A 13,267-nucleotide genomic window follows, 5' to 3' on the forward strand; every position below is an offset into this window, starting at 1 on the left:
CCGAACCCTCTTTAAAATCAGATACTTAAGTCCGCGTCGCCCATCGGGGCGAAGGTGCGGCCAATCGTCGTTTCCCATGAACAATCGTGGAACGGCACGGGTATCCTGGTGGAAAATCCGTACACCGGTTGAGTCCCTGGCCATGGCGTTGGGACTTCACATCGGTGCCATAATCGCTTCCGACACTTCGGACGTTCCTCGGCGGTAGCTGCCGCTTTCCCGAGCCTTCATCAGCCCGGAGACACTCATGCCCGATCTCGCCGCCCTGCGCGCCCTGCCCGCTGATAAGCGTAAGGAGGCCGGCAAGGCACTGCGCGACGCCGCCCCCCGCTCCGGTAACGCGGCCCTGCCGCCGCTGAAGGGCCGGGGCGATCCTATCGCGCTGCTGGTTGCGACCTCCGCCACGCGCATCCAGTCGCTGCTGCCCGTGCGCTGGGCCCGCATGATGGCCAGCCCTTTCACCTTCCTGCGGGGGGCGGCGGCGGTCATGGCCCGCGACCTGGCCCAGTTGCCCGTCAGCGGCATTCGCGTCCAGGCCTCCGGCGACTGTCATCTAATGAACTTCGGCATCTACGCCAGCCCCGAAGGCCGGCCCGTCTTCGACCTCAACGACTTTGACGAGACGCTGTCGGCGCCCTTTGAATGGGATGTGAAGCGGCTCGCCGCTTCGCTGGTGCTGGCAGCACAGGACGCGGGACATGCGCCCGGGGGGGCGAAGGACATGGCGCGCGCCGCCGTCACCGCCTATCGCCTGCGCATGGGGGAACTGGCGGCGCTGGACCCGCTGACCGCCTGGTCCAGCAGGGTGGACATCGCCGCCATGGTCCAGGGCATCAACGATGAGGCCACGCGCGCCAAAGAGATGGACCTGTTGGCCAAGGCGGCTGCTACCCCGTCCGCCGGCGACGACTTTCCCCGCCTGGCCCAGGGCGATGGAAGCCAGGCCCGCATCCGTGATGCCCCACCGTTGATCTATCATTTTGACGAAGGGACGGACCGCCAGGGCCAGGCAGCCCTGCGCGCCCGCGCGCTGTTCACCCGTTACCGGGACACCTTGCCGGAGGAACGCCGCTTCCTCATCGACCGTTACCAACTGGCCGACGTGGCCTTCAAGGTCGTAGGCGTGGGCTCCGTCGGCACCTTCTGCGCCATCGGCCTGTTCGTCGACCCTGACGGACATCCCTTGTTCCTGCAGGTGAAGGAGGCGACCGCGTCGGTGCTGGCGCCCTATGCCGGCCCGTCGCCTTACGCCAACCAGGGCCAGCGGGTGGTGGTGGGCCAGCGGACATTGCAGACGGTTAGCGACGGCTTCCTGGGGTGGGCGGCGGATGAGGCCGGACGTCATTTCTATATCCGCCAGTTGAAGGACCGGCGGCTGGCGTCGGCCAGCACGCTGATGGAGGACGACCGGCTGGATTTCTACGCCACCCTGTGCGGCGCCACGCTGGCGCGCGCCCACGCCCGCTCCGGTGACGCGGCGTTGATCGCGGGCTACCTTGGCAATTCCGGGACCTTCGACGACGCGGTGGCGGACTTTGCCGCCGGCTATGCCGAGATCAGCGCCGCTGACCATGGGGCGTTGAAACAGGCCGTGGCCGATGGCCGGCTGGAGGTGGCGGATCTGCCGCGGAAGGCCAAGGGCAAAAAGGGGTGATGACCGGCGCCCGTCGCCTCCAATTCGGCAACCATCGCGTTTTTGTCCCGATTCGCCTTTTCCGTGCGGTGGGGCTGGGTTGGGGTGCGTCAATTTGCCTGACCAGGCGGTCAGAAAACAGTCACAAAACCTGACCATTTGATCAAGTTCTGGGCGAATTCGCCGCTGCGAAGCGCAAAGGACATACTGCAACCGACCTTTTCTCCCAACGCCTTGAAACTGCAACACCCCAATGTTAGTGCAGGTGCACAAACATTGGTTGGCGACCTCTTGGGAAGCAGGGCGCCGGTAGGAAAAGATCGGGGGATTCTCATGACGACTTTCACGCCGGGCGGCGTCGCCGCCCGCGAACGTTTGCGCTTGCGCCGCATCCTGCTAGCGGGTGCCGCCCTCAACGTGATGGTGTGCGGGGCCGCCATGGCGCAGGAGGCCTCGTCGGCCGGCGACGTGGAAACCATCCTGATCACCGGCGGCCGCCCCGTGAGCGCCACCGGCCAGATCACGATGCAGGAGGCGCCGAAGTCCGCCTCCGCCGTCACGCAGAAGTTCATCCAGGATCAGCCCGCGGCGGCCAACCCCTTCCAGCTGATCAACCTGGCGCCGGGCGTAAACTCCAACGGCCGTGACGCCACCGGCACCGGCCGTGGCGCCATCTCCGTCCGCGGCTTCCAATCCAACCAGATCGGCCTGATCCTGGACGGCGTGCCGGTCAACGACAGCGGCACCTTTAACGTCTACCCGCAGGAATACATCGACGCCGAGAACCTGTCCCAGGTCTACATCATGCAGGGTGCCGGCGATGCCGACACGCCCAACGTGGGTGAGACGGGCGGCAACATCGGCATGGTCATCCAGAAGCCGTCCGACGATTTCCATGTGACGCTGCAGCAGGCGCTGGGCGACAACAACCTGCGCCGCGAGTTTGTGCGCGTGGATACGGGCGACCTGGGCTTCCGCACCAAGGCCTTCATCTCCTACTCCAATGCCGAGGTGGACGTCTGGCGCGGCGAGGGCACGACCAAACGCCAGCATGTCGACGCCTCCATCGCGCACGACATCGGCGACAGCAGCCGCATCGCGCTCAGCGCCTTCTACAACACGGCCGAAACCTATTCCTATCAGGCGCTGACCAAGGCACAGATCGCCCAGTACGGCTATGACTTCAACTTCGCCACCCTCTTCGCCCCCACCGCCCCGGCGGCGACCGGCACGGTGCAGAACGACAACAACGGCCCGCTGCTGACCCAGCGCTCCAACTACTACAAGCTGGCGACCAACCCGTTCGAAAACCTGGTGGTGTCGGTGAAGGGCAACTTCGCCCTGACCGACAACCTGCGCCTCGATGTCCAGCCCTACCTCTGGTACGGCTTCGGCGGCGGCGGCACCGCCGGCTATTTCTCCGAAACCAACGCGGCGCAGTTCGGCGTTCCGGGCCAGGCGTTCAAGGGCATCGACCTGAACGGCGACCACGACACGCTGGACAACAAGCTGTTCTACAACCTCTTCGCCCAGCAGCAGATGCGCCCGGGTTTCGTCACCCGTGGCAAGTGGACCTATGGCCACAATGAGCTGGTGGTGGGCTTCCAGTACGAAACTGGCAAGCTGCGCGAATGGAAGCCGCTGCTGTCGGTCGACGCCAACGGCAATCCCGTCAGCCTGTGGCCCGACCTCTACAACGAGCATGTGTTCCGCGCCGACGGCAGCGTCGTCCGTACCCAGGACCAGAAGACGACGACGGAAGTGGTGCGCCCCTTCGTGGTCGACACCCTGAACCTGTTCGATGACAAGCTGGCGCTCAGCGTCGGTTTGCAGCATTCGCAAATCAACCGCAGCGGCATCAACTATCTGCCGCTCAGCCTGCGCACCGCGAACGCCAACGCCATCGCGCCGACCCATCCGGAACTGGACCAGGGCAAATTCGTGCCCAGCGCCGGTGCGGTCTACCACATCGACGACAGCAACCAGATCTTCGCGTCGGCCACGCAGACCTTCCGCGCCACCGACAATTCCGCCCTGTACACGCCGGGCGTGAACCTCTCCACCATCCAGCCGGAAACCACCGTGGATCTGGAGGCGGGCTACCGCTACGCCGGGGAATGGTTCATCAGCTCCGTCACCGTGTTCAACACCAACTACTCCAACCGCCAGCAGTCGCTGTTCGACGTGACCGCCAACACCACGGTGTCGAAGAACATCGGCGGCGTCATCATCAAGGGTCTGGAGGCCGAGGTCGGCACCAAGCCCATTGACGGCTTCTCCGCCTATATGTCCACCGCTTATACCCAGAGCCACCTGAAGAACGATCTGTACGTCGGTCTGGCCAACGGCTCGACGGTGCCCCTGCCCACGGCGGGCAAGCAGCTGACGGATACGCCGGAATGGCTGGTTTCCGGTCTGCTGCGGTATGAGCGGGACAGCTACTTCGCCCAGATCCAGGGCAAGTACACGGCTCACCGCTTCAGCACCCTGACCAATGATGAAGAGGTGCCGTCCTTCTACACCTTCGACGTCGCGGCCGGGTACACCCTGCCGGAAGCGCTGACCGGCCGGTTCGCGACCAAGCTGGTGCTGTCGGTTACCAACCTGTTCGACAAGCGCTACCTGGGCGGCATCAATTTCGGCAACAACGCCCAGCCCTACAATGGCGTCGCGGCCAACCTGCCCAGCTATCAGCCGGCGCCGCCGCGCTTCATCTCCGCCAAGATGACGGTCACCTACTGATCGTGGCCGCATAAGTCTGGAAGGGGCACCGGTGGCGACGCCGGTGCCCTTTTCCTTTCAGGGTGCCGCATAGCGGCGGTGCAGCTCCGCCGCCATTTCCCCCATGTGGGCGCGCAATGCCGGGGGGCCCAGGACCTCCACCGTCAGGCCCAGGCCCAGCAACTGGCGGGCCGTCCATTCCACCGCCTCCAGGGGAATGTCGGCTTCCGCCCAGCCGTCGGTGTCGGCCGCCTGCAGGGTGGCGGTGATGCGTTCGTTGAAGGCCGGGCCCAAATTGCGCAGGGATTTCAGGCCCGCCGCCGTGGCCTTCACCCGGGCGGTGCCGGTGTATAAACCGGCCTCGAAGCTTTGCAGCGATTCCTGCCAGTGGGCCGGCAGATTGAAATCCGCCGGCCGGGTGAAGCGCCGGTCCAGCACCGTGTGGGCCAGGATGTTGGAAACGCGGTAGGTGCGCGGGCCGCCCGCCGGCTTGCCGGCCTTCGTCTGCGGCGTCTCCACATGGGACTGGGCCACCAGGTACCAGACGCCCCCTTTCAGAACCAGCCCCAGCGGTTCCACCGTGCGCTCCACGATGCCGGCCCAGCGCTCATAGCGCATGCGGATGACTTGCTCGTTCCACACCGCCCGGGCGATGTCGGGCAGGATGTCGACCTTGCCCGGTTCCTGGAACCAGCCCACCGGATCCAGGTGGATGCGGGCGTTCAGACGCGAGGCCGTCTGGCGCCCCTGTTCGGGCAGGGCCGCCAACAGCTTCAGCTGGGCGGCGGCCAGGGTGTCGCCCAGGCCCAGTTCCGCCGCCGGTCCCGGCAGGCCCGCCAGGAACAGGCTCTCCGCCTCCTGCGCCGTCATGCCGGTCAGACGGGTGCGGTAGCCATCCAGCAGCTGGAATCCCCCGGCGCGTCCCCGATCGCCGTAGACGGGGACGCCGGCGGCACTCAGGTCGTCGATGTCCCGATAGATGGTGCGGACAGTGACCTCAAGCTCATCGGCCAGGGCCTGCGCGGTCTGGCGACCTCGGGTCTGAAGCAGCATGAGCAGGGAAAGAAGACGGCTGGCGCGCATGAATTTCAAACTAGCAGATTATACCTGACAAAGGATGTCAGGTTTTTCCCGGTAAAGTGCATTCACCGGACAGAACGCCCGGTTTTCCCATCGCGGAGGACCGTTTCCATGCACGCCGCCAGCCCCCTTACCCCCACTCGCCGCGCCGCCCTGTTGGGCGCCGGTCTCATGGCCTTCGCCGCCGTCCCGGCTCAGGCGGAGCACTTGCCCGCTGTCGATCGCCTCCCGACCGATCCGTACCAGCCCGATCTGCTCACGGGCGGCCCGGGGGCAGGCGACTTCGACTTCCTGGCAGGACGCTGGTCGGTGCTGAGCCGCCGGCGGCTGAGTCGCTGGGTGGGCGATGACCGCTGGGACGAGGCGCGGGCCAGCGCCCACGGCCAAGTCATGCTGGGCGGCCTGGCCTGCCTGGATGAGTTGGAGCTACCGGCCCTGGCGGACCAGCCCAGCGCCGCCGTTACCTTCCGCCTGTACGACCCGGCGGCCCGGCATTGGGCACTCCACCGGGTGGACGGGCGCACCGGCACCTTGCAGGCCCCCCTGACCGGGCGTTTCACCGGTGGCCTGTTCGCCGGCCGGCGGGGTGACTTTCGCGGTCAGGATTTCGATCCGCTGTTGGGTCGGCCGGTTCAGGCGCGGGTGATCTGGTCACGCATCACCACCACCTCCGCCCTATGGGAGCAGGCGTGGTCGGCCGATGAGGGCCGCAGCTGGGAAACCAATTGGACCCTGGCCTTCACCCGCGCTTGAAGGGGCGCGCTTGAAGGGGCTTGACCTCAACTTTACTTGAGGTTTTAGCGTGACCAACAGCTCAAACGACAAGAACAAGGAAAACCACCATGAGACTGCAGACCGCCATATTGCTGGCCCTGACCCTGCTGGTGGGCGCCGGCATGGCCGACCGGGCGCTGGCTTGGCCGCCCGACCTGATGCCGGCCGACGCCTTGCCCCTGAAGGTGGCGCTGCGGGCGGAGGCGCCGACGCCTAAGGTCAAGGTTTCGCCGGTCACGAGCCCCGCCGCCTGCTGCGCTGTCTTGGAGCTGCGTCAGTACACCCTGAAGCCAGGCCAGCGGGACGCGTTGATCGACCTGTTCGACCGCTATTTCCTGACAGGGCAGGAGGCGGTGGGTGTGCGCGTGGTGGGCCAGTTCCGCGACTTGGATGACCCCGACCGCTTCGTCTGGCTGCGGGGTTTCCCTGACATGCCGGCACGCGCCGCCAGCCTGGCGGCCTTCTATGGCGGACCAGTATGGCAGGCGCACCGTGAAGCCGCGAACGGCACCATGCTGGACTCCGATAATGTCCTGCTGCTGCGGCCGGCAAGCGCGGCTTCAGGCTTTGCCGTTGCCGCCGCCGGTGACGCCCAGCCCTGCGCCTCTGCCGCCTGCGCCCCTGTCGCCCGCGCCTCCCGGCGCGCCGCCGGCAGGGCATGGCATGTTGGTCGCCACCCTCTATTACCCCTTCCCAGCCCATGACGCCGCTGCGGCGCTGGATTTGGCTGACGCCTTCGCGCGTGACGGGGCGCCGGCTTTGGCGGCGGCCGGCGGTCCCATTCTGGCGGCCTTCGTCACCAATCCTGAACCCAACAATTTTCCCCGCCTGCCGGTGCGGGAGGGGGAGGTTGTCTTCGTCACCTTCCAGGCATTCGCTGACGCGGCGGCCTACGACCGCTATCGCGCCCATGTCGTGACGCCCTGGTGGCGCGGGCATGTGCTGAAAGGCGCGCCGGAGGTTCGCCGTTTGGCCCCGACTTCCGGATCCCGGTGGCAAGGGTCCTTCTAACCAATGTCTAGGGCTGACCAATGTCTAGGGCCCCGGGCCGCCTTTTGGGGGCCTTGGCCTCGGGCCCCGGCTTCCGGACAGTGGCGGGACCAAGTCCTTGCCGGGAGGCCAAGATGGAACAGTCTACAGTTCAGTCCGTGTCATCCCCCGCGACCGCGCCCATTCCGACCGGACTGCGCCGCCGCCGTTGGCTGAAACCCATGTTGGTGGGAGCCGGCATCCTGGGCGCGGGGCTGCTGCTCAGCGCGTGCGCCACCCAGCCGCCGCCCATGGCGGGCCGTGAGTTGCCCGGCTTCCTCTACGGCTTGCTGCACGGATTGATCGCGCCTTTCAGTTTCCTCTACAGCTTGATTTCCGATACGCGGGTCTACGCCTATCCCAACCCCGGCCGCTGGTACGATTTCGGCTTCCTACTGGGCGTCAGCGCCTGGGGCAGCGGCGGCACCACCGTGGTGCGCCGCTGAGATCCTGTCCGGTACGCCTCAGGGCGGCGCCAATCCGATGGGGGGAGTTGCCGGGTAGCGGGGCGGCAGGGCGCGAATGGGAATTTCCGCCGCCGGCGAGGGCGCCGGGCTGAAGGGCGGCACCAGGGCCAGGCCTCGCTCCAGCGTCCATAGCGCCGCTTCGCGGCTGTCGCCCGCTTCCTCGGCCAAGCCAGCCCGGGCCAGCACGTCCGCCTGTTTCAGCAGGCTCGCCGCTGCCTCCATGCGCACGCGCAAGGTGGCGGCCGGGCGCAGGTCCGCTTCCCTTACCTGGCCGTGGGCCTCCAGTGCCGCTTCCAGCCGGCCCATGCCCTCCAGCGCCTGCTCCAGCGCAGGCGCCGCGTTTTCCAACAACTCGTCACAGGCTGCTTGGCCGTGTCCCTGATCCAGCCGCCGGCTGGCCAGGCGGACGCTGAGCGCCGCGTGCGCCACATGGCGCGCCAGGGTTGGAATTTGGACCGCCAAGGGCTGCATGGCCGAGACGCGCGCGGGCAGGGCGGCGGCAATGGGAACAGGCGGCGCGGGTGACGCGGACGACATGGGGCGGGCTCCGTTTTTGACTGTCAAAAGGAACCCCGGGGCGGCGGCAGCCGTTCGGCGCCTGCCCACCCCGGGGAGGGGGCGACCCACCCGGGGAGGGGCAGGGGGCGGGTCGCCATCGCCGGGCGGCGCCGATGGGGAAGCGCCGGCCGGTGAGGATTACCCTGGCAGGAGAAAAATACCCCGTCAAGCAAATTCGGGGAATAATCCCCCTGCTGGGTGACGCTCTCCGGCTCGTTCCGTCAGTGGCGCATCGGCCGCCGCTTGACCGCCTCGCGTCAAAATGAGAACGTATAGAGAACATATGGCAGGCGTGCCGAAAGGCGTTCTATGCCCTGGGGCGCACGTTAACCGGGAGTTTCGGCCAAAGATTTATCGAGGACGTACGGATTTACAGGGCTTGGCGCTTGGGGCTGTCCCATTGGGGCAGATCTGGGCCGGGCCGGTACCAGGAACGGCATCCCGGAACAGGATCGGGGCCATTGCGGGATAGAGGAGTGGAATGTCCGGTCGCGTGTCGCAGCGGCGTTTGCCCCTGGCTGGGGAGGTTTATCCCGGCACGCCCGAGGCGCCGCCCGCCGGGCGGCGCCTGCGGGTCATCGTGGGCGGCGTGCCGGTCGTGGCGTTGGTCAGCGATGCTTGGCCATGGACTCTGTTGTCGCTGACCCGGCACCGGCAGGTGGACATGGTGCCGTCCTTGCACCAGGTGGCCGGGGGTGCGGCTATCGCCGCCGACGCCTGGGTTGCGTTGGATACGGCTGCAGTCCCGAGCGGCCTGCGCGTGCGCCTCTATCTGGTGGATGCCCTGCCGGCTGATTCGACAGCAACGGTGGGGGAGAACGACGGCCCAGCCGACATGTTGCTCAGCCGCGATCTGGCCGCCTGCCTGGGATGGGCGTCATGCTGATGACTGATAAGAGGGCTGGCGTCGGCGGCGCCTCAGCGCCGGGCGATCTCGCGTTCGATTTTCAGCTTTTCCAGGTCCAACTGGAACAGGCGCACCAACTGAGCGGCCAGGTCCAGGTCGCCCTGGCGGTAGGCAGCCCGCACCTTGTCCAGTACGGCGTCCAGCACCGCATGTTCGGGCAACGGCGGCGGTTCCTGCACGGCATAAGGGATGGGATGCGGAGTGGCGAGATGGCCAACCTCGTCCCTCGAGTCGTCGCCCAGCCGGCTCTCACCGATCAGGTCCTCGATTCGGCAGCCCAGGCCGCGCGCGATCTTGTAGATGGTGTCGGCGCGGGGGGAGGCGGACTTGCCGTACATGATGCCTTTGATGGTGCCTTCGTTCAGGCCGGCTGCTCGTTCGAATTCCGCATAGCCCAGGTTCAGCGCCGACAGGCGACGGCCCAGCCGCTCAGCCAATGGGCTGGGCGCGGGGGCGTTCGGGATGACTTTGGCGGCGGTGGTCATGTGGGGAAATTTACCCTGAGGCGAAAGCGGCGTCGCGGGGGATTTATACCCTGGAAATCGGGAGAAATTTACCCTATCCTTGGCGATATGACCAGGGGCTAATGCAGCCCGCTGGTTCTGAAGCCCGAAATAGGAAAGGAAGTCCATGTCCCCCAGTTCCCGGGGCGCCGCCCCCCGTTCATGCGCGGCCGGCGCGGCGGCGTCGCGCGCCGCGGGTGCGTCCGTCACTACTAGCTTGCAGGGCCGGCTGGGCCGCACGCCCTCAACGCCCGACGACCTGCGCTCCATGGCTACCGCCGCTTGGCATAAGCGCGGCGTGGCCATGATCCGGCTGGAGGATCTGCCCAACGAATTTGATCGCCTGGCGGTGGAAGCCATCGCCACCTCCCTCTACGGCAAAAGGACGCCTTCGGAATGACCACGCCCACAACCGCTTCCGGCCCGTCATCCGCCACCATCCACAAGGCGCCGCCCCGCCGCCGGGCCGGTCGTCCGCGTAAGGCCGGTGCCCGCCATGCCTGCGGCCAACTGGTGCAGGCCGCCGCCGCCGCCATCCTGCCGCAGGCGCTGGAACGCCGGGCCGACCTGCTGGGTGCCCCGGCCTCGCTGCCGGTGGCTCAATTGCTGGACCAGCGGGCGGGGCAGCCCCTGGGGCAGCTGCTGCTGCGCGGTCGCCTGACCCAACGGCAGCACGATGCCGGCCAGGCCGTGGGCGGCCTATGGCGCGCTTGGCTGTCCTTGGCCGAGGCGCCCAAGCCTCATGCCTACGTGCCGGAGTCCGGCAGTGGTGTCGTGCGGGTGGATGTGGATCCCAACCGCTGGGCCCGCACCGATGATCGCCTTGCCCAGGCCCGCGTGCTGATCCGGGCCAGCGGGCCCCATGGCCTGCTGGCCCTGACTTTGGTGGAAGGGGTGTGCGCGGATGAAATCATGCCCCGTCGGTTCGAGGCCACCTGGGCCGGCGACTGGCCCCAGGGCTGGGCGGCATTGACCACGGCGCTGGACGCCTTGGCCGATCATTACCGCCTACCCCGCGACTGACCGTTGTTGGAAAGGACCGACCATGACCGTGCTTCCCTCTCGCGACGATACGGGTGCCGATCATCCCGCCTTGGCCGCCGCTTGGCGGGACCGCCGGCGCGGGGGCCTGAGCTCCTATCCCGTCCTGACCCCGGCCGGCCTGGTGCTGGGGACTGGCACCCTGCTGGCCAAGCGCCTGAAAGATGCCTGGGCGCCGCAGGCCTTGGATTTCGATGCCGACCGCCTGCTGGCCTTGCTCGCCATCGCCTATGACCGCCCCTACACGGCGGAGCAGGCGCGGCGCATCCTGGCCAAGGTCCAGGCCGCCGGCCGCGCCCTGGCGGTGGGTGAACCCGTGCAGGCGGCCATCCACTTGGCCCATGCCGGCCTGGGCGTCCTGCCCGATGCGGACAATGCCGCCCGCCGTCTGTTGCTGGCGGAGATGCTGCTGGACCAGGGGATGACTCCGGACGCGTTGATGAAGGCGGCCGGCTTTCCGATGGTAAAATACAGTCCTGATCAGCCCAGGGACAACCACGGTCGGTGGACGGCGGCTGACGCAGGTGGCGATTCATCCGCCGGTTCGGGGCCGCGTTTCCTTGTAAGCCCGGATCCCGAGGATGGAGGCTTATCCCGTACCTTGGCAGTCAGGGGCGCTGTCGCGACGGCGGCTGCCCCGGCTAAACAGTGGCAGCAACGCTGGCTAAAGACGCCGCAACCGGGACTGCTCGATAAGCTCGCGGGTAGCGAGCAGTCGGCGAATGGTCATGCGGAAAGCTATGGATACGACGCCTTCTATCCAGGAACTGGTAAACATCCGGACCCTGCGTATGGGCGCTATCAAATAAAGGAAACAACGCTGATTGCTCTGGGCGCCAAGAGCGGCAAAGGGAAGGACGCATGGGACACAGAGTTCGGCAGGAAATATAACATTAAGACCGATGATGATTTTCTGAATAGCGAAGAGGCCCAGGATGAGCAGGGTATAAATCTGATCAACAAGATCGTTAAAGAAAGTGCGCCATTGTACAAAAAATACGGAGGTCGGACATTCATTGGAATAAAAGGTGAAGCCATCAAGGTGACGCAAGCTGGACTTATCGGCGCCTTCCACCGGGTGGGAGGGGCGGCGGTCCGGGCATATTTCGCCCGATATGACGGGCGGGATACCAAGCCTTATCGCAATAAAATTCTGGCCGACGCCGACGACAAACACGCGAAGGGGCGACTGGATGCCAAGGTGGAAACGAGACTGCGCGAGTTCCAGGATGTGCCCTATAACGATGAAAATTGATCTGCGACTCCCCCACCGACAGGCGATTTTTGCCGAGATCCCCCCTAACGCGGGTGGTATGATGCCGAAATATCAACTTCGGGGGCGTGATATGCACCGCGCTTTGGGATTGGCTTGCGTGGTTTTGGTCGGCTTTTTTACCTCCAGCCCGGTTGGTGCTTGGGCTGCAGCTCCCAAGACGCCCAGTTCCGTCGACCCGGATGAATCTCGTTTTGATGATCCACGATTGGGGCGCTACATGCTGCGCAGCAGTGTCCTCATCGGTTTGGGATTGAAGCACGGATGGGGGAGCGATGGCTGGGGGCGGACGGAATACGCGAAGGCGTTCCATATCAAAAGTGACGAGGATTATCTTCACAATCCAGCGGCGCAGGACGGTGCGGCTGAAACGTTGATCGCCTACCAAGTTGAAGCCATGGCGCCGCTGCTTAAGCGCTACGATGGGCGCACCTTCAAGACGGCTGACGGAAAAACAGCGACAATTAACCAGTCCGCGTTGATCGGTGCCGCCCATCGGGTCGGCGTCTATTGCGTGATCGCCTATTTCCAAACTTACGACGCGCACGATACCGTAGGGAAAGCGGACCAGATGCCCTCCCGTTTCCGCCAAGTGGAAGTCCGTCTCGTTGATTTCAAGGATACACCTTACAACCAAGACGGCGCGGACCAAAAAACAGGAAAAAAGAAATGAAACGGCGATTGGGATTGTTCTTGAGCTTTATGCTGCTGGCCACCTGTCCCGCTCCGGTTGGTGCGCAATCGCCGAAACCAGCACCTGGACATCTAGTAGTATTCTCCGAATTGTCGGGAGCCAAAATTAAATTGGCTCGCCAATTACTCTCCATCAATACACCCGCCGGCGCCGACGATTTTGGGCATATTGCCGATCCGAAAAAAATTGTGCGCTACGCCGAAGTCGATTTGAATGGAGATGGCATTCCAGAAATACTTCTGGCTGTCGCGGATGCCTATTATTGTGGCACGTCGGGATGTACGGTCTTTGTGTATCAAAAACAAGACGACATCTGGACTTTTCTGACGCCGCTGTGGACGGATGCGGGTGACTTGGTTGTCTTGGATCGTACGGACAACGGCTATCGGCGCTTCATCCATGTCTATATCGACAGCAACGCTGATCGGCCAGATGAGGGCGGGGATTATCCCAGGCATTACGAGATGATGTCCTGGACGGGTAAGGCCTATCGCTATGAGCCCCTGACGGTGGAAGCGTTTACGCGGCTCTCATCGCCTTCTGGAAATAACTAAATCACATGTAAAAGCCACTTGACGCCAGTTTCC

Annotated in this window: 15 protein-coding genes; 12 read left to right on the forward strand and 3 right to left on the reverse strand. The window is 65.4% G+C overall.

Annotated features, from left to right (window positions below; all coding sequences use genetic code 11):
* Positions 1-247 precede the first annotated feature (247 nt).
* Both P5F91_RS22290 and P5F91_RS22295 read left to right on the forward strand, forming a co-directional pair.
* Positions 248-1,654 (forward strand): DUF2252 domain-containing protein, encoded by a 1,407-nt coding sequence (locus P5F91_RS22290; RefSeq protein ID WP_277908309.1) that lies wholly within the window; start codon positions 248-250, stop codon positions 1,652-1,654.
* Positions 1,655-1,966: 312 nt separating this feature from the next.
* Positions 1,967-4,375, forward strand: a complete 2,409-nt coding sequence (locus P5F91_RS22295) for a TonB-dependent receptor (RefSeq protein ID WP_277908310.1) — start codon at positions 1,967-1,969, stop codon at positions 4,373-4,375.
* 57 nt (positions 4,376-4,432) lie between these two features.
* On the opposite strand, the gene P5F91_RS22300 is transcribed toward P5F91_RS22295, so the two are convergent.
* Positions 4,433-5,437: a helix-turn-helix transcriptional regulator gene (locus tag P5F91_RS22300; protein ID WP_277908311.1), complete on the reverse strand. Its 1,005-nt coding sequence runs from the start codon at positions 5,435-5,437 to the stop codon at positions 4,433-4,435.
* A gap of 108 nt (positions 5,438-5,545) precedes the next feature.
* On the opposite strand from P5F91_RS22300, the gene P5F91_RS22305 reads away from it, so the two are divergent.
* The 4 genes from P5F91_RS22305 (at position 5,546) to P5F91_RS22320 (ending at position 7,683) form a co-directional block, all read left to right on the forward strand.
* A complete protein-coding gene (locus P5F91_RS22305) occupies positions 5,546-6,187 on the forward strand; it encodes a hypothetical protein (RefSeq protein ID WP_277908312.1) in 642 nt (213 codons plus the stop codon).
* 89 nt (positions 6,188-6,276) lie between these two features.
* Positions 6,277-6,912, forward strand: coding sequence for an NIPSNAP family protein (locus P5F91_RS22310; protein WP_277908313.1), 636 nt, complete (start codon positions 6,277-6,279; stop codon positions 6,910-6,912).
* A complete protein-coding gene (locus P5F91_RS22315) occupies positions 6,872-7,219 on the forward strand; it encodes a hypothetical protein (RefSeq protein ID WP_277908314.1) in 348 nt (115 codons plus the stop codon). The genes P5F91_RS22310 and P5F91_RS22315 overlap by 41 nt, the downstream gene beginning before the upstream one ends.
* A 200-nt stretch (positions 7,220-7,419) precedes the next feature.
* Positions 7,420-7,683: a hypothetical protein gene (locus tag P5F91_RS22320; RefSeq protein ID WP_145608648.1), complete on the forward strand. Its 264-nt coding sequence runs from the start codon at positions 7,420-7,422 to the stop codon at positions 7,681-7,683.
* Positions 7,684-7,701: 18 nt separating this feature from the next.
* On the opposite strand, the gene P5F91_RS22325 is transcribed toward P5F91_RS22320, so the two are convergent.
* Positions 7,702-8,241 (reverse strand): hypothetical protein, encoded by a 540-nt coding sequence (locus tag P5F91_RS22325; protein WP_145608647.1) that lies wholly within the window; start codon positions 8,239-8,241, stop codon positions 7,702-7,704.
* A gap of 502 nt (positions 8,242-8,743) precedes the next feature.
* On the opposite strand from P5F91_RS22325, the gene P5F91_RS22330 reads away from it, so the two are divergent.
* Positions 8,744-9,148: a hypothetical protein gene (locus P5F91_RS22330; protein WP_145608646.1), complete on the forward strand. Its 405-nt coding sequence runs from the start codon at positions 8,744-8,746 to the stop codon at positions 9,146-9,148.
* A gap of 32 nt (positions 9,149-9,180) precedes the next feature.
* On the opposite strand, the gene P5F91_RS22335 is transcribed toward P5F91_RS22330, so the two are convergent.
* A complete protein-coding gene (locus P5F91_RS22335) occupies positions 9,181-9,801 on the reverse strand; it encodes a helix-turn-helix domain-containing protein (protein WP_277908315.1) in 621 nt (206 codons plus the stop codon).
* Between P5F91_RS22335 and P5F91_RS22340 the strand changes: the two genes are divergently transcribed.
* From P5F91_RS22340 to P5F91_RS22360, 5 genes are read left to right on the forward strand one after another with little or no spacing between them, the layout of a single operon-like run.
* On the forward strand, positions 9,800-10,072 hold the full coding sequence (locus tag P5F91_RS22340) for a hypothetical protein (protein ID WP_277908316.1): 273 nt from the start codon (positions 9,800-9,802) through the stop codon (positions 10,070-10,072). The genes P5F91_RS22335 and P5F91_RS22340 overlap by 2 nt on opposite strands.
* A complete protein-coding gene (locus P5F91_RS22345; RefSeq protein WP_277908317.1) occupies positions 10,069-10,695 on the forward strand; it encodes a hypothetical protein in 627 nt (208 codons plus the stop codon). The genes P5F91_RS22340 and P5F91_RS22345 overlap by 4 nt, the downstream gene beginning before the upstream one ends.
* 22 nt (positions 10,696-10,717) lie before the next feature.
* Positions 10,718-11,968: a hypothetical protein gene (locus P5F91_RS22350; RefSeq protein WP_277908318.1), complete on the forward strand. Its 1,251-nt coding sequence runs from the start codon at positions 10,718-10,720 to the stop codon at positions 11,966-11,968.
* On the forward strand, positions 11,958-12,659 hold the full coding sequence (locus P5F91_RS22355; protein WP_277908319.1) for a hypothetical protein: 702 nt from the start codon (positions 11,958-11,960) through the stop codon (positions 12,657-12,659). The genes P5F91_RS22350 and P5F91_RS22355 overlap by 11 nt, the downstream gene beginning before the upstream one ends.
* The gene (locus P5F91_RS22360) at positions 12,656-13,234 is read left to right on the forward strand and encodes a hypothetical protein (RefSeq protein WP_277908320.1); all 579 of its coding nucleotides are present in this window, start codon (positions 12,656-12,658) and stop codon (positions 13,232-13,234) included. Before P5F91_RS22355 ends, P5F91_RS22360 begins: the two co-directional genes overlap by 4 nt.
* The last annotated feature ends 33 nt before the right edge of the window (positions 13,235-13,267 follow it).

The organism is Nitrospirillum amazonense, from assembly GCF_029594735.1.
GTDB classification, from domain to species: domain Bacteria; phylum Pseudomonadota; class Alphaproteobacteria; order Azospirillales; family Azospirillaceae; genus Nitrospirillum; species Nitrospirillum amazonense.